This window comes from Actinomadura mexicana (genome assembly GCF_900188105.1).
Classification (GTDB): Bacteria; Actinomycetota; Actinomycetes; order Streptosporangiales; family Streptosporangiaceae; genus Spirillospora; species Spirillospora mexicana.
Window position 1 is genome coordinate 91,838 of the sequence record NZ_FZNP01000018.1, and the last position, 21,583, is coordinate 113,420.

Consider the following 21,583-nt stretch of genomic DNA (forward strand, 5'->3'; position numbering starts at 1 on the left):
CGCCGCCCCCCAGGACGTGCCGCGACACGCCGAAGCGGCGTCACCATCGTCCGATCGCTCGCCCGCCGCTTGATCACTGAGAGTTGTCCACAGTTCGGGGAGTGCGGGGCGGTGGGCGGGCGCGCCCGGCATCGTCGGGGGCATGAGCGTTCTCACCGATCTGATCGACCTGCTTCTTCCGCAACGCTGCGCCGGGTGCGGGCATCACCCAGGGCTGCTGTGCGAAGCGTGCGCGCGCCCCTTGCGGGCGGCGGCGCGTCCGGCGGGGCAGGCGCCCGCCGGGCTGCCCCCTCCGTGGACCGTGGCGGCCTATGAGGGGCCGCTCCGCACGATCCTGGCCTCCTACAAGGAGCGCGGCCGCGCGGCGCTCGCCGTCCCGCTGGGGGAGGCCCTGGCGACGGCCGTCCATGCCGCCCTCCCGTCCGGCCCCGGCCCGCCGGTGGTGGTGTGGGTGCCGTCGGGGCGCGGAGCCGTGCGTCGACGCGGCCACGACCCCCTGCGGGGGGCGGTGGACGTCGCGGTCCGGCGGCTCCGCGCGGGCGGTGTTCCCGTGTCCGCGCTCGGCGCCCTGCGGCAGCGAGGGCGTGTCGCCGACCAGGCGGGGCTCTCGGCCAGGGAGCGGGCCGCCAACCTCGCGGGGGCCATCGAGGTGCGCGCCGAGGTCGCCGGGTGCCCCGTCCTCCTGGTGGACGACGTGGTCACGACGGGCGCCTCCCTGGCCGAGGCCGCGCGAGCCCTGCGGGCGGCCGGCGCGGACGTGACCGGAGCGGCAACCATCGCGGCGACGCCCCGGCACCGGCTCTGGTGACTCCGTGTAGTGGCACTTGTCGGGCCTGTGTGTTGTGAGGGGACAGTGTGAAGTTAATCGAGTCACATTAGGACATGGGGCGGCAGGGATTTCGGAAACTCACCGTGGGGTCAGTCTCAGCTGACCTGGGCGGGCGTCAGGCCCGTGAGCGGCGCGCACACGGGGGTTTCGCCTCCGTGACGGGGCCCCGGAGAGGGGGCAGAAGACCCCGCTGAGGCAGTCAACGATGACGGTCAGTGAGTTTTTCCTCGCCGCACCCCCCTGACATTCGCGGCGTAAGGGGTTAGCGTTCCTGACATGGCACCCGCCCGGGTCCGTGGTTGCGTTGGATCGCAGTGCCCGTCAGGGGCATGGCAGACGATCCGGCTAGCCGATGCCAGGCGCAGGCGAAACGGCCCACGTAAGGCGACTTCTCGTCGACCGATCACGGTGCGCCTTAGAGGTAAGTCCTGCCCCGTCGTGGGATCCGACATCCCCCGAAACGGGAGAAGGGCAGTAGTGGCGAAAGCGCCGCGAGCCCCTCAGCAGGCGGATGTGGGGACGAAGACCAGGTCGGCCGGGCGGGTGCGACCCACCGTCCTTTGGTACCCGTCCGGGGCTGTCAGGGGCCCCGGAACGGGCAGGAAACGTAACCGGGAGAAGGGGGGTCCCACGTGAACATCACCGTGAGGGGCCGGCACACCGACGTCAACGACAGGTTCCGTCGGCACGTCGACAGCAAACTCGCCAAGATCGAGCGGCTCGACCAGAAGGTCATCCGCGTGGACGTGGAGGTGTCAGAGGAACGCAACCCCCGCCTTGCCGACCAGCGCGAGCGAGTGGAGCTCACGATCCGCTCCCGCGGTCCGGTGATCCGGGCCGAGGCCGCCGCCGACGACCGCTACGGAGCCCTCGACCTGGCGCTGGACAAGCTGGAGTCGCAGCTCCGCCGCGACGCGGAGCGGCGCAAGGGGCACGGCGCGAAGCACCACGGCAAGGGCCGCGCCAAGCTCGCCACGATGGAGACGCTCCCCGAGGCACTCCCCGCCGTCGCGTCCGAGACCGTCGAGTCGGCCGCACCGCCCGTGGAGGCCGAGGCCGAAACCGCGGGGGTGCCGCAGGAGGAGAACCTCGTCCCCATCCCCATGGACGGCGACGGCCCCCTCGTCGTCCGCGAGAAGTTCCATGAGGCCGAGCCGATGGGCATCGAGCAGGCCCTCTTCGAGATGGAACTCGTCGGCCACGACTTCTTCCTGTACCGCGACAAGTCGACGGGGCACCCCTCGGTCGTCTACCGGAGGCGAGGCTGGGACTACGGAGTCATCAGGCTTGTCGAAGAGTGATGCGGTACTCGCGTCACGTCACCGCTCGAACCATGTCATGATCTGAAAAGGCGCATCGGCCGACCGCGACGCGGCGCGTCCCGGGAACCTCCCGGGGCGCGCGGCGGTTAACCGGGAGACACCCCGGTCTGAAATCCCCCGGGTTCGTCCCCGGACCCCGTAGGTTCCCGAGGACGACCCGTAGGAGAACGACCCTCCGGCAGTTCCATATCGCTGAATAGTGAAGGGGGGAAGCGGCGTCTCCTCCACGCCGCGACTCTGGTGAGCGAGAAGCCCGAGACTCGCGACGCCGCGGCGGTACCCCGCCAGTCCGGCGCCGGCACCGCCCCCGCCGGCCGGGAGGCGAAAGCGCCGACCGGAGCGGCAGACCCCATCGGCGTGCTCATCGTCGACGACCACGCGCTGTTCCGCCGTGGCCTGGAGATGGTCCTCCAGGGCGAGGACGACATCGAGGTCATCGGCGAGGGCGGCGACGGGCAGCAGGCCGTGGAGATGGCCGGCGACCTGCTGCCGGACGTCGTCCTCCTGGACATCCGGATGCCGCGCCGCAGCGGCATCGAGGCGTGCACCGCGATCAAGGACGCCGCGCCCAGCGCGAAGATCGTCATGCTGACCATCAGCGACGAGGAGGAGGACCTCTTCGAGGCGATCAAGGCCGGTGCCAGCGGCTACCTGCTCAAGGAGATCTCGATCGACGAGGTCCCGCAGGCCGTCCGCGCCGTGCACGGCGGCCAGTCGCTGATCAGCCCGTCGATGGCGTCCAAGCTCATCACCGAGTTCGCCTCGCTGGCCAAGCGCAGCGAGGAGCGCACCCAGCAGGTCCCCGCGCCCCGCCTCACCGAGCGCGAGATGGAGGTGCTGCGGCTCGTCGCGCGCGGCCTCGGCAACCGGGAGATCGCGCGCGAGCTGTTCATCTCCGAGAACACGGTGAAGAACCACGTGCGCAACATCCTGGAGAAGCTCCAGCTCCACTCCCGGATGGAGGCCGTCGTCTACGCCGTCCGCGAAAAACTCCTAGAGATCACCTGACCCAGAACGCCCCCCGGCCCATGCCACCACCGGGCCGGGGCTCCGCCTGGCGAAGCCCTCCCCCGCGCGCCCGTGCCCCATGCGCCCCGGCGCGGTCACCAGCAAGGAGAGGACGACCAGCCCGGCCTATACCGCCGCGCGGTCGTGCCTCTACCCGGAGGCCAGGAAGCCTTCCGTGAGGGACGTCTACGGGGCGTGACCGTGCCGTACCCCGCGACGCTGCGCGCCCCGCGTGCCCCGCGTGGTCTGCGTGGCTTTGGGTGGTCGGGGCGGTTGCCTTGCGGGGAGGGCGACCGGCAATCCGGGTTTGTCGGTGTTGTGCCGTAGCATCGCCGGCGTGGTGGAACTCAGCGCGGACGAGGCACGGCGGCTTCAGCTGCGCGCCCAGGGTTTTCTGGGGGCGCGTCCGAAGGGGGGCGTGCCGGCGATGCTGGAACGGCTCGGCGCCGTCCAGCTCGACACGATCTCGGTCCTGGCCCGGTCCCATGAGCTGGTGCCCTACGCGCGCCTCGGGCCGGTCGGGCGCGACAAGATCGAGGCCGCCTACTGGGGCAGGCGCCGGGCCGTCGGGCCCGGAGCACGCCGCTCCGCGAAGCCCGCGCCTCCCGGACCGGCCACCGGCGGTCCTGCTCTCGGCGGTCCTGCTCTCGACGGTCCGGCTCTCGGCGGGGCGAGCGCCGACGGTTCGACCACCGGCGGGACGTTCGAGTACTGGGCCCACGCCGCGTCCATCCTGCCCATGGCCGACTGGCCGCTGTTCGCGTTCCGGCGCCGCGCCTACCTGCGCCGCGGCTGGCGCTGGCACAAGGTGCCCGAGGGCGTCTGCGACGAGATCCGCGGCCGGCTCCGTGCGGACGGACCGCTCACCACCAAGGAGCTCGGCGGCGCCAAGGCCAGCGCCGACTGGTGGGACTGGAGCGACCACAAGATCGGCATCGAGTGGCTGCTGGACATCGGTGAGGTCGTCTGCGTCGAGCGGGTCGGCTGGCGCCGCGTGTACGACCTCGCCGAACGCGCCGTCCCCGCCGGTCTCCTCGCGCTGGATCTCGACGACGACGCCTGCCTGACCGCCCTCGTCGCCCGCGCGGGACGGGCCCTCGGCGTGGCCACCCGCGGCGACCTCGCCGACTACTACCGGATCAAGCAGGACCAGGTCGACCGCGTGGTCGAGGCGGCCGGGCTCGTCCCCGTCGAGGTCGCGGGATGGGCTCAGCGCGCCTGGGCCGACCCCGGCGCGCTGGCCTCGCCGCCCAAGGGCAGGCACGTCACCGCGCTGCTCTCGCCCTTCGACTCCCTCGTCTGGGACCGCTCCCGCGCCTCGCGCGTGTTCGGCTTCGACCATCGCCTGGAGGCGTACGTCCCGAAGGCCAAGCGCGTCCACGGCTATTTCGCGATGCCGCTCCTGGCCGGCGGGCGCATCATCGGCCGCGTCGACCCCGCGCGGGAGGGCCGCACGCTCATCGCCCGCCAGGTGTCCTTGGAACCGTGGGCGACCCGCACGGCCGTCCGGACGGAGTCGTCGGCGACGGCCCTCGCCACCGCCCTGTGGCGCGCCGCTGCGTGGGTCGGCTGCGACGACGTCCGCGTAGAGCGCACCACCTTGCCCCCGATCCTCCTCAAAGCCGCTCTGAGCGCCACAGGCCCCTCGTAAGATCTACCCGGTCTGCGCTCAGGCTTCGAGTGCGAGTGCGAGGGGCCTTTTGGAAACGCGCAGCCGCTCGGTGCTCAGGTTCCGGACGCGGCAACGCGCGAGGGTGATGGGCCCAGGCCGGAGTCGTTGGCCGAGTCGGGGCCTTCTGAAACGCGCAACCGCTTGGTGCTCAGGTTTCGGTAGGGCCAACGCGCGAGGGCGGGCGGCGCCGAAAATCCGAGAAGCCGCCCGCCGAGACCGGCGGGCTCCCGCGGACGAGGAGCGGCCGGGGGCCGGGGGCGGCCGTCAGGGCTTCGGGCGAGGGGCTCAGCCGTGGGGGGTCTGCTGGGTGTCGGTCGCCACGGGGACGTCCAGGACCTCGCCGGCCTCGCCGCCGCGCCGCTTGTCGGACTGGGATCCGAACAGCGAGTAGTCGACGATCTCGGGGATGACGCGGGGCGCGTCCACGACGACGTCGGAGAACAGGTGGACGACCCAGCTGACGAGCATGCCGAGCACGACGATGCCGGCGCCGGCCCAGAACATGACCCACAGGGGGCCCAGGCAGAGCCCGACGCCGCCCACCACGAATCCGATGAAGATGACGGTGACGGCGATCCACGAACTCGGCCGACCGGCGTGCGAACCGTGCGACTCTTCCGACATAGCGGCTCCTTCCTGAGGTGTGACACATCTTCTCCGGGGCCCCGTCCGTCAAACGGGGTGCCGTGTGGATTGCGCTCCGGAGTGACCTAGACCATTCTGGGTCTCGCCTACGATGGGCATCGTACGTGTGGTGTGCGCGCCGCCTGGAGCGGTGACCCACGATCTGCAAGGAGCCTTCGAGAGTGCCGCCAGTCATCGACAAGATCCTTCGTGCGGGCGAGGGAAAAACTCTGCGCAAGCTCAAGAAGCTCGCGGATCAGGTCAACTCGATCGAGGAGGACTTCCTCGAGATGAGCGACGCCGAGTTGCGCGAGCTGACCGACAAGTACCGGGAGCGCCTCGCCGACGGCGAGTCCCTGGACGAGCTGCTGCCGGAGGCTTTCGCGACCGCACGCGAAGCCGCCAAGCGCGTGCTCGGCCAGCGGCACTACGACGTCCAGGTGATGGGCGGCGCGGCGCTGCACCTCGGCAACATCGCCGAGATGAAGACGGGTGAGGGCAAGACCCTGACCTGCGTGCTCCCCGCCTACCTCAACGCCCTCACGGGCGACGGCGTCCACGTGGTCACGGTGAACGACTACCTGGCCAAGCGCGACGCCGAGTGGATGGGCCGCATCCACCAGTTCCTCGGCCTCGAGGTCGGTGTCATCCTCCCGCAGATGACCCCGGACGAGCGCCGGGCGGCCTACAACGCCGACATCACCTACGGGACGAACAACGAGTTCGGCTTCGACTACCTGCGCGACAACATGGCGTGGAGCCTGGAGGAGTGCGTCCAGCGCGGCCACAACTTCGCGATCGTGGACGAGGTCGACTCGATCCTCATCGACGAGGCCCGCACGCCGCTGATCATCTCCGGTCCGGCCGAGCAGAACTCCAAGTGGTACTCGGAGTTCGCCAAGATCGTCCCGCGGCTGAAGCGCGCCGAGCTGATCAGCACGGCCGGGCAGGTCGACGAGTACGGGCCCGGCGACTACGAGGTGAACGAGAAGAAGCGCACGGTCGGCGTCACCGAGCCCGGCGTGGAGAAGGTCGAGGACTGGCTCGGGATCGACAACCTCTACGACTCGGTGAACACGCCGCTGGTGAGCTTCCTCAACAACGCCCTGAAGGCCAAGGAGCTCTACAAGCGAGACAAGGACTACGTCGTCATGAACGGCGAGGTCCTGATCGTGGACGAGTTCACCGGCCGCATCCTCCACGGCCGCCGCTACAACGAGGGCATGCACCAGGCCATCGAGGCCAAGGAGGGCGTGGCGATCAAGGACGAGAACCAGACGCTCGCCACGATCACCCTGCAGAACTTCTTCCGCCTCTACGACAAGCTGTCCGGCATGACCGGCACCGCCGACACCGAGGCGGCGGAGTTCAACAAGACCTACAAGATCGGCGTGGTGCCGATCCCGACGAACCGGCCGATGATCCGCCAGGACGTCGCGGACGTCGTCTACAAGACCGAGCAGGCCAAGTTCGAGGCCGTGGTGGACGACATCGCCGAGCGGCACGAGAAGGGCCAGCCGGTCCTGGTCGGCACGACCTCGGTGGAGAAGTCCGAGCGGCTGAGCAAGATGCTCAAGCGGCGCGGCATCCCGCACGCGGTGCTGAACGCCAAGCACCACGAGCAGGAGTCGGCGATCGTCGCGGAGGCGGGCCGCAAGGGCGGCGTCACCGTCGCGACGAACATGGCGGGCCGCGGTACCGACATCATGCTCGGCGGCAACCCCGACTTCCGCGCCGACCTGGCGCTGCACCAGCGCGGGCTATCGCCGCTGGAGACGCCGGAGGAGTACGAGGCGGCCTGGCCCGAGGCGCTGGAGAAGGCCAAGGAGGACGTCAAGGGCGAGCACGAGGAGGTCGTCGACGCCGGCGGCCTGTACGTCCTGGCGACCGAGCGGCACGAGTCGCGGCGCATCGACAACCAGCTGCGCGGGCGCTCCGGCCGGCAGGGAGACCCGGGCGAGTCCCGGTTCTACCTGTCGCTCGAGGACGACCTGATGCGGCTGTTCAACTCGGCCCGCGTCGAGTCGATCATGACCCGGCTGAACATCCCGGACGACGTGCCGATCGAGTCCAAGATCGTCAGCAATGCGATCAAGTCGGCGCAGAGCCAGGTCGAGCAGCAGAACTTCGAGATGCGCAAGAACGTCCTGAAGTACGACGAGGTGCTGAACCGGCAGCGCAAGGTCATCTACGCCGAGCGCCGCAAGGTGCTGGAGGGCGAGGACCTGCACGAGCAGGTCCGCCGGATGATCGACGAGGTCGTCGCCGGCTACGTCGCGGGCGCCACCGGCGAGGGCTTCGCCGAGGAGTGGGACCTCGACAAGCTGTGGAAGGCGTTCAAGCAGCTCTACCCGATCTCGATCACGGTGGACGAGCTGGTCGAGGAGGTCGGCGGCGACATCTCCGGCCTGGACGCCGAGACCCTCGCGGAGAAGATCCGCGAGGACGCTCTGGCGGCCTACGACAAGCGCGAGGAGGAGCTCGGCGCGGAGGTCATGCGCGAGCTGGAGCGCCGCGTCGTGCTGTCGGTGCTGGACCGCAAGTGGCGCGAGCACCTCTACGAGATGGACTACCTCCAGGAGGGCATCGGCCTGCGGGCCATGGCGCAGCGCGACCCGCTGGTGGAGTACCAGCGCGAGGGCTACGACATGTTCAACGCGATGCTCGACGGCATCAAGGAGGAGTCGGTCGGCTACCTCTACAACCTCGAGGTCGAGGTGGAGGACCAGCCGGAGACCCCGGTCGTGGGCGCCGAGCCGGTGTCGGTCGCCAAGTCCGCCCCCGCGGTGGACATGGAGAAGACCGACGAGGCGGAGGTCGAGGAGGCCGAGGAGGCCGTCGCGATCAAGGCGAAGGGCCTCGACGAGCCGAAGCGCCCGAAGAAGCTGGAGTACTCGGCCCCGACCGTCGACGGCGAGGGCGGCGTCGAGCACCACAGCGAGGAGACCGCGGACGAGTACGCGGGCGTCAACCGCAACGACCCGTGCCCCTGCGGGTCCGGCAAGAAGTTCAAGCGCTGCCACGGCGACCCGCGCAGCAAGGCCAAGTAGGGCGCCCGCGAGCACGAGCAGGGCGCGCGGAAGCGGCCTCCCGAAGCCTCGGGAGGCCGCTTCCGCATGTCAGGGCCGTTTTCGCGGGTCAGGCCGCGGTCGTCTCCAGCGCCGTGCAGCGCCACCGCCCCCGCGCGTGCTCCAGCCGCAGGGCCAGCGCGTGGACGCGTCCCGCCACGACCACCAGGGCGACCGCCTCGGCGACGGCGGGCGCCGGCCGTTGCGACCGCGTCGACAGCACCTTCGGCGGGACGACCCGCCCGCCGCGCGCCCTCCGCCCGAGCTGGGCGGCGATCTCCCGGCACACCGCCGGGACGGCCACGAGCGACAGCTGGTGCGCCGGCCGCATCCCCGCCAGGACCTCCACGGCGAGCCGCACGGCCGCCTCCGCGACGGCCTGGACCTCCGCGTCCTCCCCGTCCGCCGGACGGACGAGCCGCAGCCCCGGCCCTCGGGGTGCGGGCCCCGCCACGGGCCGCAACGCCAGCGCACCCTGCACGGCGGGGACCGGACGGTACCGAACGAACCGAACTGCCCCGGTTCTGACCGGACGCACCATGGAACCTCCTGAATCGCTTTTTGAAACAGGAGTCACGAAGCTTGTGGAAAATACGTCCTGACCGCATACGGCCGCTCCCGTAACGGGAATGAGAAAGGCGGCGGGACGCGAGGTGCGTCCCGCCGCCTTTCGGGAGCGAGTCCCGGGGTGCGGGGCCCGGGACTCGGGAAGGGGGCTCAGCCCGCCGGGGAGTCCTGCGCCTCGGCGGTGCCCTTGCGGCTCTTCTTCGGCTTCCCGCCGGCGAGTTCGGGGTCGGCGCCCGCGTCGACGGCCGTCGACTCCTCGTCCTCGGGTTCGCGTCCCGGGGTCGCGAAGTTGAACTTCGTGATCAGGAACTTGAAGATGAAGTAGTACAGGAAGAAGTACAGGACGCCCATGCCGAGGATGAGCCACAGCCCCTTGGTGTTGTCCTTCGAGGCGTTCAGCAGCAGGTCGATGCCGCCCGCGGAGAAGCCGAAGCCGAGCTGGGCGCCGGCCGCCTCCAGGACCGCCATCGAGATGCCGGTGAGGACGACGTGCACCCCGTACAGGACGGGCGCGACGAACATGAACGCGAACTCGATCGGCTCGGTGACGCCGGTGACGAACGCGGTGAGCGCGGCGGAGATCATGATGCCGCCGACCGCGGGGCGGCGGTGCGGGGGAGCGGCGCGCCAGATGGCGAGGGCCGCGCCGGGCAGGCCGAACATCAGGACGGGGAAGAACCCGGCGAGGAAGCCGCCCGCGTGCGGGTCGCCGGCCAGGTACCGGTTGATCTCGCCGTGCACGGTGCCGTCCGGGCCGTTGTAGGAGCCGAACACGAACCAGATCAGCGAGTTCGGGATGTGGTGCAGGCCGAACGGCAGCAGCAGGCGGTTGATGACGCCGTAGATGCCGGCGCCGGCCGCGCCCGCGCCGGTGATCCAGTTGCCGAAGTCGGTCAGCCAGCTGCCGAACACCGGCCAGATGAAGCCGATCAGCACGCCGAGCACCAGGGCGGCGAGCGCCGTGATGATCGGGACGAACCGCCGGCCGCCGAAGAACGCCAGGTAGGTGGGCAGCTTCACCCGGTAGAAGCGCTGGTAGAGCAGTGCGGCGACGACGCCGATGAGGATGCCGCCGAGGACGTCGGTGGGGTTCTTGGCCCCGAAGTCGATGACCTCCTTGGGCGCCCCGTCCACCACCTTGGTGATCAGCACGTTGCCCTTGAGCTCGTCGCTGTGCGAGAACATGATCTTGGAGACCTGGTCGAACACCAGGTACCCGACCACGGCGGCGAGCGCGGTCGAGCCGTCGGACTTGCGGGCGAACCCGATCGCCACGCCGACCGCGAACAGCAGCGGCAGGTAGCTGAACAGGGCCTGGCCGGCGCCGCCGACGACCTCGGCGACGCGGTTCCAGCCGAGGCCGTCCGCGCCGAGCATGTCGGGCTGGCCGAACCGGAGCAGCAGGGCGGCGGCGGGCAGCACGGCGATCGGCAGCATCAGGCTGCGGCCGATCCGCTGCAGCACCGCGAGGGCGCTCGACCCTCGGCGCGGCGCGGAGTCCACTGTTGTCGCAGTCATCGCGAGGTTCCTCCTCAGGGGTTTCAGGAGTGCGGCGGGGGATTTCCGAGGGCCGTGTGGATCTGGTACCGGTCCGCTCTGTAGGTCGACACGCCCAGCTCGGCGCACACTCCTCCGGTGTAGGAGCGCCGTTGCAGGAGCAGCACGGCACTGCCCCGGGCGATCTGCAGGTGCCTGGCGTCGGTGGCGTCGGCCAGGCTGGCGTCGATGGTCTGGTCGCCCGCGTCGAAGACGAGCCCGTAGACCGCTTCGAGGACGCCGTACAGGGAGCGGTCGGCGAGCCTGCGATCGAGCAGGTCAGGAGCGAGTGAGGCCAGGATATGCGCGCGTTCGAGTGCCATGGGCTCGCCGTCGGCGGTGCGCAGCCGCTCGATGACGTGGATCTGCGTGCCCGGCTCGACGTCGAAGACGCGGGCGAGGCGGGCGTCGGCCGGGACCGTGCGCCGGTCCAGGTCGACGGCCCCGGGGCGCAGCCCCCGGGCCAGCATGTCCTCGGTGAACGAGACGAGCCGCAGCGGCATCTCGATCTTGGGCCGGGCGACGAAGGTGCCCTTGCCGGGGACGCGGTAGAGCCGCCCCTCGGACACCAGCTGGTCGACGCCCTGCCGGACGGTCATGCGGGACAGCCGGTACCGGACGCACAGCTCGCGCTCCGAGGGGATCGGGGCGTCGACGGGCAGTTCCGCGCTCTCGATGAGGTCGAGCAGGATGGCGCGGAGCTGGAAGTACTTCGGTACCGGGCTGTGCGGGTCGATGGTCGTCACGGGGATGTCCTCGATGGCCGGTGGCCGGATCGATGGGATTCGCCGGGTTTCGACGGATGGGTGGGCTGGTCGGTTGTTCGACGGTATTCGATTTGGTTCGTACTGGTCTAGGCCGGACTAGACCACAGCCTCGAAAGGCGTGTCAATGCACGAATGCGTAACGGCCCGATCACGCGCCGGCGACGTCAAGATCGACGAAATGCCAGGTCAGACCGCGGGTACCGGACGGCGCCTCCGGTTCCGAGCCGAGCGTCATGACCATTTCCGGCTTCCGTTCCCGTGCCTCGGCGGCCGGAACTCCCGCGGCGGTCCGGTGCCGGACGAAGTTCCGCCCCGCATCTTCATCTCCCTCCGATTCGTGGAGTATGGTGCGTACTGGTCTAGTCCGGACTAGACCAGTTGTTCCCGGAGGAACCCACCCGCGATCATCGCGTCACAGAGAGCGCGCCCCCATGGCATCACTGCTGATCACGGCCGACCGCATGATCCTTACCCCGGCGGCCGGTCCCCACCGCGTCGTGTCCCCGGGATACGTCCGCGCGGTGGACGGCGTGATCGTCGAAGCCGGAGAAGGGCGCGGGCACAGCAGCGACGCCACCGCCGCGCAGGTCGCCGCCGCGGCCGACGCCGGCGCCCGCAAGGTCACCCACGTCTTCAACGCGCAGACCGGCGTCCACCACCGCGACCCGGGCGTGGCCGTGCGGGCCCTCATCGACGAGCGGCTGAGCCCCGGTCTCATTCTCGACCTGCACCACGTCGGGCCCGAGGTGGCGACGCTGGTGCTGCGGGCCGCGGCGGGACGGGTCGTGCTCGTCACCGACGCGGCCTCGGCCGCCGGGATGCCGCCCGGCACCTACGACCTCGGCGGCGAGCCCATCACCATGCCCGAGCAGGGCCCGCCGCTGCGCGCCGACGGCACCATCGCCGGATCCGGCCTCCGGCTGGACGAGGCGGTCGGCAACGCCGTCGCGCTCGGCGTCGACCCGGCCGACGCGGTCGACGCCGCGACCCGGATCCCGGCCGACCTCGTCGGCCGGCCCGATCTCGGCCGGATCGCCCCCGGCGCGGCGGCCGACCTGGTCTGGCTGGGGCCGGACCACCGGGCGCTTGCGACGTGGGTCAACGGGCAGGAAGTCTTCGGAGGGGGATCATGACCAGTCAGATGCGCGCCGAGATCGGCGAGCAGCCGGACGCGCTGCGCCGGACGATCGACGCGCTCCTCCCGCGCACGAACGACATCGGGGCGCTGGCGCGGGAGACCCGGCAGGTCCTGTTCATCGCGCGCGGGTCGTCCGACAACGCCGCGGTGTACGGGCGCTACCTGGTGGAGGCGCACGCGGGGCGGCTGGCCACGCTCGCCGCGCCGTCCATCGCGACCGCCTACCGGCGCCGGCTGGACCTGTCCGGCGTGCTGGCCGTGGCGATCAGCCAGTCCGGCAGGACCGAGGAGATCGTCGAGACCCTCGACTGGGCGCGCGACTGCGGCGCCCGGACGGTCGCGGTCACCAACGGCGCCGGGTCGCCGCTCGCCGAGGCCGCCGAGGTCGCGCTGGTCACGCAGGCGGGCGCCGAGATCGCCGTGCCGGCCACCAAGACCTACACGACGCAGCTCGCCGCGCTGTCGGTGCTCGGCCTCGGGCTCGGCGCGCAGGTCGCCGCCGACGACCTGCGCCGCGTCCCCGACGAGGTCGCCCGGATGGTCGCGCTGACCGAGGCCTCGCCCGCGCTGCCGGAGATCGTCGAGGAGCTGGCGAAGGTCCCGGGTACGGTGGTCTCCGGACGCGGTATCGCGTTCGGGACCGCGCTGGAGCTGGCGCTGAAGATCAAGGAGGCGTGCTACCTGCACGCCATGGGCCTGTCCTACGCCGACCTGCTGCACGGCCCGATCGCCGTGGTGGACGCGCAGACCCCCGCGCTGCTGGTCGCCGCCGACTCCGGCCCGACGCTGCCCGGCACCGTCGCGCTGGCCCGCCGGGTGCGCGGCGCCGGGGCCCGCGCGTTCGGCGTGGGCGGCGGCGCGGAGCTGGCGGAGGCGTGCTCGGCCGCGCTGCCGGGTCCCGGCCTCCCCGAGTGGGTGGCGCCGCTGGGCCTCATCGTCCCCGGCCAGATCATGGTCGAGAACCTGGCCCGCCGGCTCGGGATCGACCCCGACGTCCCGCGCGGCCTCAACAAGGTCACCCAGACCGACTGAGCGACCCGGATCCGAGAAGAGAGAACGAGCATGGACAAGGCCGAGGCCATCATCGCCGCCCTGGGCGGGGCCGACAACATCGTCGAGATCGAGCCGTGCGCGACCCGGCTGCGCACCGAGGTCTCCGACGCCGCGAAGGTCGACGAGCCGGCGCTGAAGAAGGCGGGCGCGTACGGCGTCATGCGCAGCGGCACCGTCGTGCAGGTCGTCGTGGGTCCGGAGGCCGACACCATCGCCAGCGACATCGAGGACATCCTCGACTGACAGCCAGCCAGCCAGCCGCCGCCAAGGGAACCCCTCTGTTGACTTCCTCTCCCACCTAGCGGCGGAGGGGTCCAGCGGTCGCCCGCTGGGTTTCCTGCTTCGCCGACGAGTGCCCCGTCCGGGAGGAGTCCCGTTGAGGTCTTACACCGTCTCCACAGGCGGACGCCGCCAGCCCGGCGGCCAGGATGTTGCGCGCGGCGTTGACGTCGCGGTCATGCACGGCGCCGCAATCGCACGTCCACTGGCGGACGTCCAGCGGCAGCCTCTCGCGGACGGTGCCGCAGGTTCCGCACAGCTTGGAGGAGGGGAACCAGCGGTCGATCACGACCAGGTCGCGCCCGTACCAGTCGCACTTGTACTCCAGCAGGCAGTGCGGCTCCCGCCACGCCGCATCGGAGGTGGCGCGGGCGAGCGTGCGGTTCTTGAGCAGGTTGCCGACGGTGAGGTCTTCGATCACGACCGTTCGGTTCTCACGGACGAGACGGGTCGACAGCTTGTGCAGGAAGTCGCGGCGCCGGTCGGCGATCCGGGCGTGCACGCGGGCGACCCTGCGGCGGGCCTTGTCCCGGTTCGCCGAACCCGGGGTCTTGCGCGACAGGTCCCGCTGCGCTCTGGCCAGGCGGGCGCGGTCACGTCGCTCGTGCCGGGGGTTGGCGATCTTTTCCCCGGTGGACAGGGCCACGAGGGACGAGATCCCGGCGTCGGCTGGGGTGCGGGCGCAGGCGCCGAATCCTCCTGGAGGCGACAAGCCTTTCCTTACTCTGCTCGGCGAGGGCTTGGTTTCCTCCCCTGCCGGAAGTCCGAGGTATCCACGAAGGAGAACCGATGACCCGAGTACTGTCCCCGGTCGCCGGCCGGGTCGTCGGCCTCGCCGGCGTCCCGGACCCGGTGTTCGCCCAGGCCATGGTCGGCCCGGGCACGGCCGTCGACCCCGAGCGCGGTCCCGGCCACGCCATCGCGCCCGTCACCGGGAAGATCGTCAAACTGCACCCGCACGCCTACGTCGTGGTGGACGCCGAGGGCCACGGGGTCCTGGTCCACCTCGGCATCGACACCGTCAAGCTGAAGGGGCAGGGGTTCGAGCTCCTGGCCGCCGAGGGCGACGAGGTCACCGCCGGGCAGCCGCTCGTCGGCTGGGACCCGGCGGTGATCGAGGCGGGCGGCCGCTCGCCGATCTGCGCGGTCGTCGCGCTGGACGCGGGCGCCGACGCCCTGTCGGACGTGCGCGAGTCGGGCGAGGTGGCGAAGGGGACCGAGCTTTTCACATGGAGCTGAGCGCATGGCGGTGATCGGTATCGGCGCGGCGGTGTTCGATCTCGACGGCACCCTCATCGACACCGAGCCGCGCAACCGAGTGATGTGGTCGCGGCTGTTCGACGCGCACCGCGTCCCCTACGACGAGGCGCTGATCGGCTCGTTCGCGGGGCGCCGCGGGATCGAGGCGCTGGCGGACCACGTGCACCTGTTCCCCGGCCGGACGGTCGAGGAGCTGTTCGAGCAGGCGGTCTCCTACGAGTCGCTGCCGGGGATGCCGGTCGTGGCGCCCGTACCCGGCGCGGTCGACCTCGTCCGGTCGCTGGCGGACGCGGGCGTGCCGCTCGCGGTGGTGACGTCGGGGCAGCGGCCCTACGCCGAGCGCCTGCTGGACATGCTGGGCATCCGCGGCCTGCTCGACCTCGTGGTGACCGCCGGGGACGTCGTCACCGGCAAACCGCACCCCGAGGGGTACCTGGCCGCCGCGCGCGACCTGGACGTCGCGCCGCAGGAGGCGGTCGGGTTCGAGGACGCCCCGGCGGGCGTCGCGGCCGTCAAGGCCGCGGGAATGACATGCGTGGGGGTCGTCACCACGCAGCCGGTGGGAGCGCTGGCGAAGGCCGACCATGTGGTGGCCGATTTCATGGAAGTGGACGTCGTGCCGGGCCCCGCACTGCGGGTGCCCCGGACGGTAACGAGCTGATGGGGAGTATGCGGTGACCGAGCGCAACGTCAAGATCGAGTCCAGGGTGGGGCTGCACGCGCGGCCGGCGGCGCTGTTCGTCCAGACCGCGGCCAAGGCCCGGATGGACGTGACGGTGTCCAAGCGCGGCGGCGCCCCGGTGAACGCCAAGAGCATCCTCGCCGTGCTCGGGCTGGACGCGCGGCACGGTGAGGAGATCGTGCTGTCCGCCGAGGGCGAGGGGGCCGACGAGCTGCTCGACAGCCTGGAGACGCTGCTGTCCACCCCGGAGCCCGAGGGGGCGTGAGGTGGGCGAGGTGATGCAGGGCGCGGGCGTCAGCCCCGGCGTCGGGACCGGGCCGGTGCGCACCATCGCCGGGGCCGTCCCGGAGCCGCCCGCCGGGTCGCGGCACGGCGGCGACGCCGGCGCCGAGCGCGACTCCGCGCTGGCCGCGCTGGAGGCCGTCGCCGCCGACCTGGAGGAGCGCGGGGAGCGCGCCGCCGCGGCCGGCAACACCGACGGGCGCGACGTGCTGAACGCGCAGGCGCTGATGGCCCGCGACCCCGGTCTCGCCGACGGCGTCCGGGCCGCGATCGGCGAGGGGACCTCGGCGGCCCGCGCCGTGTTCGAGGCGTTCGGCGTCTACCGGGCGATGCTGGCCGGGGCCGGCGAGTACATGGCCGCTCGGGTCACCGACCTCGACGACATCCGCGACCGAGCGATCGCGCGGCTGCTCGGCCTGCCGGTGCCGGGCGTCCCGGAGTCCGACGAGCCGTTCGTGCTCGTCGCCCGCGACCTCGCCCCGGCGGACACGGCCGTCCTCGACCCGGCGCAGGTCGTGGCGTTCGTGACGGAGGAGGGCGGCCCCACCAGCCACACCGCGATCCTGGCCCGGACGATGGGCGTCCCCGCCGTGGTCGCGCTGCCCGGCGCCACCTCGCTCGCCGAGGGCACCCGCGTGCTGGTCGACGGCGCGGCGGGGACGGTGCTCCCCGACCCGTCCGAGGCGGAGGTGGCCGCGGCGCGGGCCACCGCCGCCGCCCGCGCGTCCGCGCTGGGGGAGTCCACCGGGCCGGGCGCCACCAGGGACGGTCACCGGGTGCCGCTGCTGGCGAACGTCGGCGGCCCCAAGGACGTGGAGGCGGCGCTGGCGAACGGCGCCGAGGGCGTCGGCCTGTACCGGACGGAGTTCCTTTTCCTCGACCGCGCGGCGCCGCCGTCCGACGAGGAGCAGGAGGAGGCGTACCGGACGGTGCTGGCGGCGTTCCCGGAGGGCCGCGTGGTCGTCCGGACGCTCGACGCCGGCGCGGACAAGCCGCTGGCGTTCCTGCCCGCCCCCGGCGAGGAGCCGAATCCGGCGCTCGGCGAGCGGGGCCTGCGGATGATGCGCCGGCACCCGGACGTGCTGGCCTCCCAGCTCGCCGCGCTGACTCGCGCCGCTGCGGGTCTGAGCGTCGAGCTGCAGGTCATGGCGCCGATGGTGACGGATGCCGAGGAGGCCGCCTACTTCGCGGCCGCGTGCCGGGAGGCCGGCGTGGAGCATCCCGGCGTCATGGTGGAGGTGCCCGCCGCCGCGCTGCGCGCCCGCGACCTGGCGGCCGAGGTGGAGTTCTTCAGCATCGGCACCAACGACCTCACCCAGTACGCGTGCGCGGCGGACCGGCAGGTCGGCGGCCTCGCGCATCTCCAGGACCCGTGGCAGCCCGCCGTCCTCGACCTGGTCGTCCCGGCGGCCGGTGCGGGCGTCCCGTGCGGGGTGTGCGGGGAGGCGGCCGGCGATCCGGCGCTGGCGTGCGTGCTGGTGGGCCTCGGCGTGACGTCGCTGTCGATGAGCGCGCCGTCCCTCCCGCTGGTGCGGGCCGCGCTCGTGCGGCACACGCTGGAGGAGTGCCGCGCGGCGGCCGCGGCGGCCCGCGCCGCCCGCTCCGCCGGGCAGGCCAGGGAGGCGGCCCGCGCCCACCTGCCCCGTCTGGCGGACCTCGGGCTGTGACCCGCGGTCAGCCCGCGACCTGCCAGCGGTTCCCGTGCCCGCGCAGGACGAAGTTCGCGGCGAGCAGGCCGCCGGGACGGGCGGGCGCGCCCTTCCACCGCAGGTGCTCGAACCGGACGGTGTAGTCCCCGGCGCCCGGCCCCTCCTCGCAGGTCGGGACGGTCACGCCGCGCAGCGCCGCGAGGTCCTGCGGGCGCAGCCTCGCGCGGGCCCGGCCGAGCCCCGACGGGCAGCGGCCGGGCCCGCCGAACACGCGCCGCTCGTAGGCGGGCGCCAGGTACGCGCACGCCGTGGCGCTGCCCGCCGCCATCGCGCGCAGGTACTTGTAGAGCGCCAGCCGCGCCGGGAGGGTCTGCCGCGGCGCCGCGGCGGTGGAGGTCTCGGCGGGCCGCGAGTCGCCGGGTTCGGGGGTGAGCGGCGGCATCGTGACCTCGTTCCCGCCCCCGCAGGCCGCCAGCAGCGGGAGCAGCGCCAGGGCGGCGAGGGATCGGCGGACGCGCACGGGACCTCCTGGGGGCACGAAGGCGGCCCGATCTTCCCAGCAGAGCGGCCCTCTCGTCCATCGCTTCCTCGGGGAGGGCCGGCGGTGCCTACCGGTAGCCCATCCCGTGCCCGGCGGGCTTCCCGCCCGCCGGCACCGGCAGCCTGCCCGTGGGTTTCACCGCTCCGCCCAGCACCCTGGCCAGGGCCTCCACCGAAACCCGGCTGGAGGAGTAGGTGGCGATCGCGGCCTTCGCGCCGCTGGCCGAGTCGAGGTCGTAGGGGCGGCCGAGCGCGGCGACGACCACGGGCTTGGAACCGAGCGCCCGGATCCGGGACGCGGTCGCGGCGCCCGCGTTCACAGTGGTCAGCACCATGACGTCAGCCGAGCCGGGGGCCGTCACCGCGACGCCCTGGCGGCGCAGTGCCGCCTGGAGCCGGCCGCTGTCCGGACCGGACACGGCGACCTTCCTGCCCTTGAGCGGCAGCAGGCCCCCGTCGTTGCGGACGAGGGTGACCGCGTGCTCGGCGACGCCCCGGGCGACGGCCTTGTTCGCGGGCGTGCCGATGGCCGCCGCGGCCTCGGCGGGATCGGCGGAGGCCCCCTGGAACAGGCCGCGGCGCTGCTTGAGCCTGAGGATCCGCGTCACCGACTCGTCCAGCCGGCTCTGCGTGATCTTCCCGGTCCGGACGGCCTTCACCACGGCGTCGTAGGCGCGCGGAAGGTCCGGCGGCATCAGCAGCTGGTCGGCGCCCGCGTTGATCGCCCGAACCGGGACGACGGCGTCGCCGTACTTCTCGCGGACCCCCGCCATCTCCAGCGAGTCGGTGGTGATGACGCCCTGGTAGCCCAGCTTGCCGCGCAGCAGCCCCGTCAGGACCGTCGTGGAGAGCGTGGACGGATCGCCGGACCTGTCGAGCTTCGGCACGACGATGTGCGCGGTCATGATCATGTCGACGTCCGCCCCGATCGCCGCCTCGAACGGGGGCGCGTCCAGCCGTTCCCACGTCCGCGGCGAGTGCCGGATCACCGGCAAGCCGGTGTGGCTGTCGGTCGCGGTGTCGCCGTGGCCGGGGAAGTGCTTGGCCGCCGCCGCGACTCCGGCCGCCTGGAAGCCGCCGATCGCGCCCCGCACCAGCGTGGACGCCAGGGCCGGGTCGGACCCGAAGGAGCGCAGCCCGATCACCGGGTTGCCCGGGTTCACGTTCACGTCGGCGTCCGGCGCGTAGTCGAGGTTGATGCCGACCGCTCGCAGCTCGGCGCCGGTGACCCGGGCGGCGGCGCGGGCGTCGGCCGGGCTGCGGGTCGCGCCGAGCGCCATGTTGCCGGGGAACGTCGTGACGAACGGGGTCCGCGACACGATGCCCTGCTCCTCGTCCACGCCGAGCAGCAGCGGGATCTTCGAGGCCTTCTGCAGCGCGTTGGACTGCGCGGCCGTCCGCGCCGGGGTGCCGATGTTGCCGGGGAAGTAGATCAGTCCGCCCACGCGGTACTTCCTGATCTTCGTGAGCGCGTCGGCGCGGCTGGAGAACGTCGGGACGAACAGCTGCCCGACCTTCTCGGCCACGCTCATCTTCGCGACCCGGCCGGGGATCCAGGCGTCCGGCGCGGGCGTGCGCGGCGCACCGGGCGCGGCGGACCCTGCGGACGGCGCCCGCCCGCCCCTGCCGCTCTCGCCCCCGCCGCAGCCCGCGGCCCCCGCGACCAGCGCGGTCACCGCCGCCGCGAGCGCGAGTGAACGTGAAGCACGCACCTGACCAGGCCCCCCGACGTGGTCTCGGTTACTCGGTCGCATCGGACGCCCGCGACCGTAGCCGCTCCCCGCGCCGCTGTCGACTCCGGCGCCCCGGACGACTCCGGCGCCCCGGACGACTCCGGCGCCCCGGACGACCCGGACCGGTCGGACGACCCGGACGGGCGGTTCGGCTCAGGCGGCTCTGCGGTCCCGGGGGTCACACGGTGATCACGATGGACCCCGGACCGCGAGCGGTGGCGGATCATGTGGGGTCCATCGCGATGGACCGGTGGCCGGGCCGGGTCGGCCGGGCCGGGGCCGGGCGGGCCCTTCGCCGTACGGCGGGCGGTGTCAGCCCGGCAGGGGGTGGCCGAGGCGGCGCAGCGCCATCCCGGCCGCGCCGACGGCCCCGTCGCCGGCGCTGCGCGGCGCTTCGGCGAAGCGGGCGCGCAGCCCGGAGCGGACGGCCTCGGCGACGGGGCCTTCACGGAGCACCGAGCCGTGCATGACGACCGGTGCGCAGGGATCGGACAGGGCCGGGCGCACCGCGTCGACGTCGGCCAGCAGCCACTGGGCGGCCTCGTCGGTGATGCGCCTGGCCACGGGATCGCCGGCGGCCGCGGCGGCGGCGACCACCGGGCCGAGGCGGCCCAGGGCCGCGGGCGGGCGGCCGTACACCTCCTTGATGATCGCCTGGGCGAGGCGGGGATTGGGCGGGGTGCCGGGAGACTCGGGATGGCACGGCGGCCCGTGCGGGCCCGGCGGCCCGTCGCCGGGAGCGGGGTGGCGGGCGGACGGCGGGTAGGCGGATCCGTGAGCGAGGACGGCGGTTCCGGTGGCGCGCCCGCCGGAGGAGCCTCCGCCGGCGGACAGCGCGGCGGGCTGCGGCAGCGCAGGAGGGCCCGGTGGCGAGTGGGCGCCGGCCATGGCCAGCGCCCTCGGGTGGCGGGGTCTTCGCCGTTCCGAGTCGATCTGCGCGACCACGGTGGGGCCGAGCAGCGCCCGGGGGACCGAATCGGTGAGCAGCGTCGGGGAGCCGCGGCCGTCGTAGGCGGCGAGCGCGGCCCGGACGGCCTCCTTCCCGAGCCATACCGCCGAACCCTCGTCCCCGACGAGCCAGCCGTAGCCGTCCGCGCGCTGCACGATCGCGCCGTCGTTGATGACCGCCGCGCCGGCGCCCGTGCCGGAGAACACCACGATGCCCTTGGGCTCGCTGGTCCCCGCGGCGAACGCCACCGCGATGTCGGTCACCACCGCGGGCGAGCCGCGCAGCCCGACGGCCTGCCAGGCCCGCCGGGCCGCCGCGACCGCGGCGGGCCGGCCGGCCGAGCCGGCGCCGGCGATGCCGAACACGCCGGTGAGAATGTGGGTACGGTCTAGGTCACCGAGTGCCTCCCGCAGGGCGGTGGTCAGCGCCCCGGCGGTGTCGCCTCCTGAGTTGGGGTTGGCCCCTGGGCCGGTGCCGGAACCGGCCAGGGCTCCCCCGAGCGTCAGCACGACGCAGCGGGTCTTCGTGCCACCCGCGTCGATACCGACCACGTAAGGACCGGCCAAATGGGTCAACACATGGCGACCGTAGCCTTTCCTAACGTTGACGTGACATCCAGCGCGTA

The 21,583-nt window shown here is 72.7% G+C and carries 19 protein-coding genes and 1 pseudogene; 12 read left to right on the forward strand and 8 right to left on the reverse strand.

All coding sequences use genetic code 11. The features are described 5' to 3' along the window. Window positions 1-142 precede the first annotated feature (142 nt). From CHC11_RS33755 to CHC11_RS33775, 4 genes are all read left to right on the forward strand, one after another. Window positions 143-808 carry a ComF family protein gene (locus CHC11_RS33755; protein WP_089315934.1) on the forward strand — a complete coding sequence of 222 codons (666 nt, stop codon included), beginning with the start codon at window positions 143-145 and terminating at the stop codon, window positions 806-808. A 653-nt stretch (window positions 809-1,461) separates the two neighbouring features. Next, window positions 1,462-2,130 (forward strand): ribosome hibernation-promoting factor, HPF/YfiA family, encoded by a 669-nt coding sequence (gene hpf, locus CHC11_RS33760; RefSeq protein ID WP_089315935.1) that lies wholly within the window; start codon window positions 1,462-1,464, stop codon window positions 2,128-2,130. Window positions 2,131-2,391: 261 nt separating this feature from the next. Beyond that, window positions 2,392-3,159 (forward strand): response regulator, encoded by a 768-nt coding sequence (locus tag CHC11_RS33765; RefSeq protein WP_089315936.1) that lies wholly within the window; start codon window positions 2,392-2,394, stop codon window positions 3,157-3,159. A gap of 337 nt (window positions 3,160-3,496) precedes the next feature. Beyond that, the gene (locus CHC11_RS33775) at window positions 3,497-4,810 is read left to right on the forward strand and encodes a winged helix-turn-helix domain-containing protein (protein WP_245920110.1); all 1,314 of its coding nucleotides are present in this window, start codon (window positions 3,497-3,499) and stop codon (window positions 4,808-4,810) included. Window positions 4,811-5,116: 306 nt separating this feature from the next. Here the strand turns inward: CHC11_RS33775 and CHC11_RS33780 are convergent, their stop codons facing one another. Then, window positions 5,117-5,455 carry an HGxxPAAW family protein gene (locus tag CHC11_RS33780; protein ID WP_089315937.1) on the reverse strand — a complete coding sequence of 113 codons (339 nt, stop codon included), beginning with the start codon at window positions 5,453-5,455 and terminating at the stop codon, window positions 5,117-5,119. A 182-nt stretch (window positions 5,456-5,637) separates the two neighbouring features. Here CHC11_RS33780 and secA point away from each other — a divergent pair, with 182 nt between their 5' ends. Then, window positions 5,638-8,505 (forward strand): preprotein translocase subunit SecA, encoded by a 2,868-nt coding sequence (gene secA / locus CHC11_RS33785; protein WP_089315938.1) that lies wholly within the window; start codon window positions 5,638-5,640, stop codon window positions 8,503-8,505. An 88-nt stretch (window positions 8,506-8,593) separates the two neighbouring features. On the opposite strand, the gene CHC11_RS41765 is transcribed toward secA, so the two are convergent. The 3 genes from CHC11_RS41765 to CHC11_RS33800 form a co-directional block, all read right to left on the reverse strand. Continuing rightward, a complete protein-coding gene (locus CHC11_RS41765) occupies window positions 8,594-9,004 on the reverse strand; it encodes an Rv3235 family protein (protein WP_179279136.1) in 411 nt (136 codons plus the stop codon). Window positions 9,005-9,240: 236 nt separating this feature from the next. Next, complete coding sequence (locus tag CHC11_RS33795; protein ID WP_089315940.1) at window positions 9,241-10,608, reverse strand: PTS transporter subunit EIIC; 1,368 nt, start codon at window positions 10,606-10,608, stop codon at window positions 9,241-9,243. 23 nt (window positions 10,609-10,631) lie between these two features. After that, complete coding sequence (locus CHC11_RS33800; RefSeq protein ID WP_089315941.1) at window positions 10,632-11,372, reverse strand: GntR family transcriptional regulator; 741 nt, start codon at window positions 11,370-11,372, stop codon at window positions 10,632-10,634. Between the two features lie 452 nt (window positions 11,373-11,824). Here CHC11_RS33800 and CHC11_RS40780 point away from each other — a divergent pair, with 452 nt between their 5' ends. The 3 genes from CHC11_RS40780 to CHC11_RS33815 are packed head-to-tail and all read left to right on the forward strand — an operon-like array spanning window position 11,825 to window position 13,827. Then, entirely contained in the window at window positions 11,825-12,526 is a 702-nt protein-coding gene (locus tag CHC11_RS40780; RefSeq protein WP_245920112.1) for an amidohydrolase family protein, read from the forward strand. Then, window positions 12,523-13,563, forward strand: coding sequence for an SIS domain-containing protein (locus CHC11_RS33810; RefSeq protein WP_089315942.1), 1,041 nt, complete (start codon window positions 12,523-12,525; stop codon window positions 13,561-13,563). Before CHC11_RS40780 ends, CHC11_RS33810 begins: the two co-directional genes overlap by 4 nt. 30 nt (window positions 13,564-13,593) lie before the next feature. After that, complete coding sequence (locus CHC11_RS33815) at window positions 13,594-13,827, forward strand: PTS sugar transporter subunit IIB (RefSeq protein ID WP_089315943.1); 234 nt, start codon at window positions 13,594-13,596, stop codon at window positions 13,825-13,827. A 55-nt stretch (window positions 13,828-13,882) separates the two neighbouring features. Here the strand turns inward: CHC11_RS33815 and CHC11_RS33820 are convergent. After that, a pseudogene (locus CHC11_RS33820) lies at window positions 13,883-14,530 on the reverse strand (RNA-guided endonuclease InsQ/TnpB family protein); the annotation flags it as partial. Window positions 14,531-14,652: 122 nt separating this feature from the next. Here CHC11_RS33820 and CHC11_RS33825 point away from each other — a divergent pair. From CHC11_RS33825 to ptsP, 4 genes are read left to right on the forward strand one after another with little or no spacing between them, the layout of a single operon-like run. After that, window positions 14,653-15,102: a PTS sugar transporter subunit IIA gene (locus CHC11_RS33825; RefSeq protein ID WP_089315944.1), complete on the forward strand. Its 450-nt coding sequence runs from the start codon at window positions 14,653-14,655 to the stop codon at window positions 15,100-15,102. 4 nt (window positions 15,103-15,106) lie between these two features. After that, window positions 15,107-15,784 carry an HAD family hydrolase gene (locus CHC11_RS33830; protein WP_089315945.1) on the forward strand — a complete coding sequence of 226 codons (678 nt, stop codon included), beginning with the start codon at window positions 15,107-15,109 and terminating at the stop codon, window positions 15,782-15,784. 13 nt (window positions 15,785-15,797) lie between these two features. Further along, window positions 15,798-16,070: an HPr family phosphocarrier protein gene (locus tag CHC11_RS33835; protein WP_089315946.1), complete on the forward strand. Its 273-nt coding sequence runs from the start codon at window positions 15,798-15,800 to the stop codon at window positions 16,068-16,070. Between the two features lie 13 nt (window positions 16,071-16,083). Further along, window positions 16,084-17,754, forward strand: coding sequence for a phosphoenolpyruvate--protein phosphotransferase (ptsP, locus tag CHC11_RS33840; protein ID WP_089315986.1), 1,671 nt, complete (start codon window positions 16,084-16,086; stop codon window positions 17,752-17,754). Window positions 17,755-17,761: 7 nt separating this feature from the next. Here ptsP and CHC11_RS33845 read toward each other — a convergent pair whose 3' ends face one another. From CHC11_RS33845 to CHC11_RS33855, 3 genes are all read right to left on the reverse strand, one after another. After that, the gene (locus CHC11_RS33845) at window positions 17,762-18,256 is read right to left on the reverse strand and encodes a hypothetical protein (protein ID WP_089315947.1); all 495 of its coding nucleotides are present in this window, start codon (window positions 18,254-18,256) and stop codon (window positions 17,762-17,764) included. A gap of 88 nt (window positions 18,257-18,344) precedes the next feature. Continuing rightward, entirely contained in the window at window positions 18,345-19,988 is a 1,644-nt protein-coding gene (locus tag CHC11_RS33850) for a glycoside hydrolase family 3 protein (protein ID WP_089315948.1), read from the reverse strand. A gap of 333 nt (window positions 19,989-20,321) precedes the next feature. After that, complete coding sequence (locus CHC11_RS33855; protein WP_245920114.1) at window positions 20,322-21,536, reverse strand: N-acetylglucosamine kinase; 1,215 nt, start codon at window positions 21,534-21,536, stop codon at window positions 20,322-20,324. Window positions 21,537-21,583: the final 47 nt, after the last annotated feature.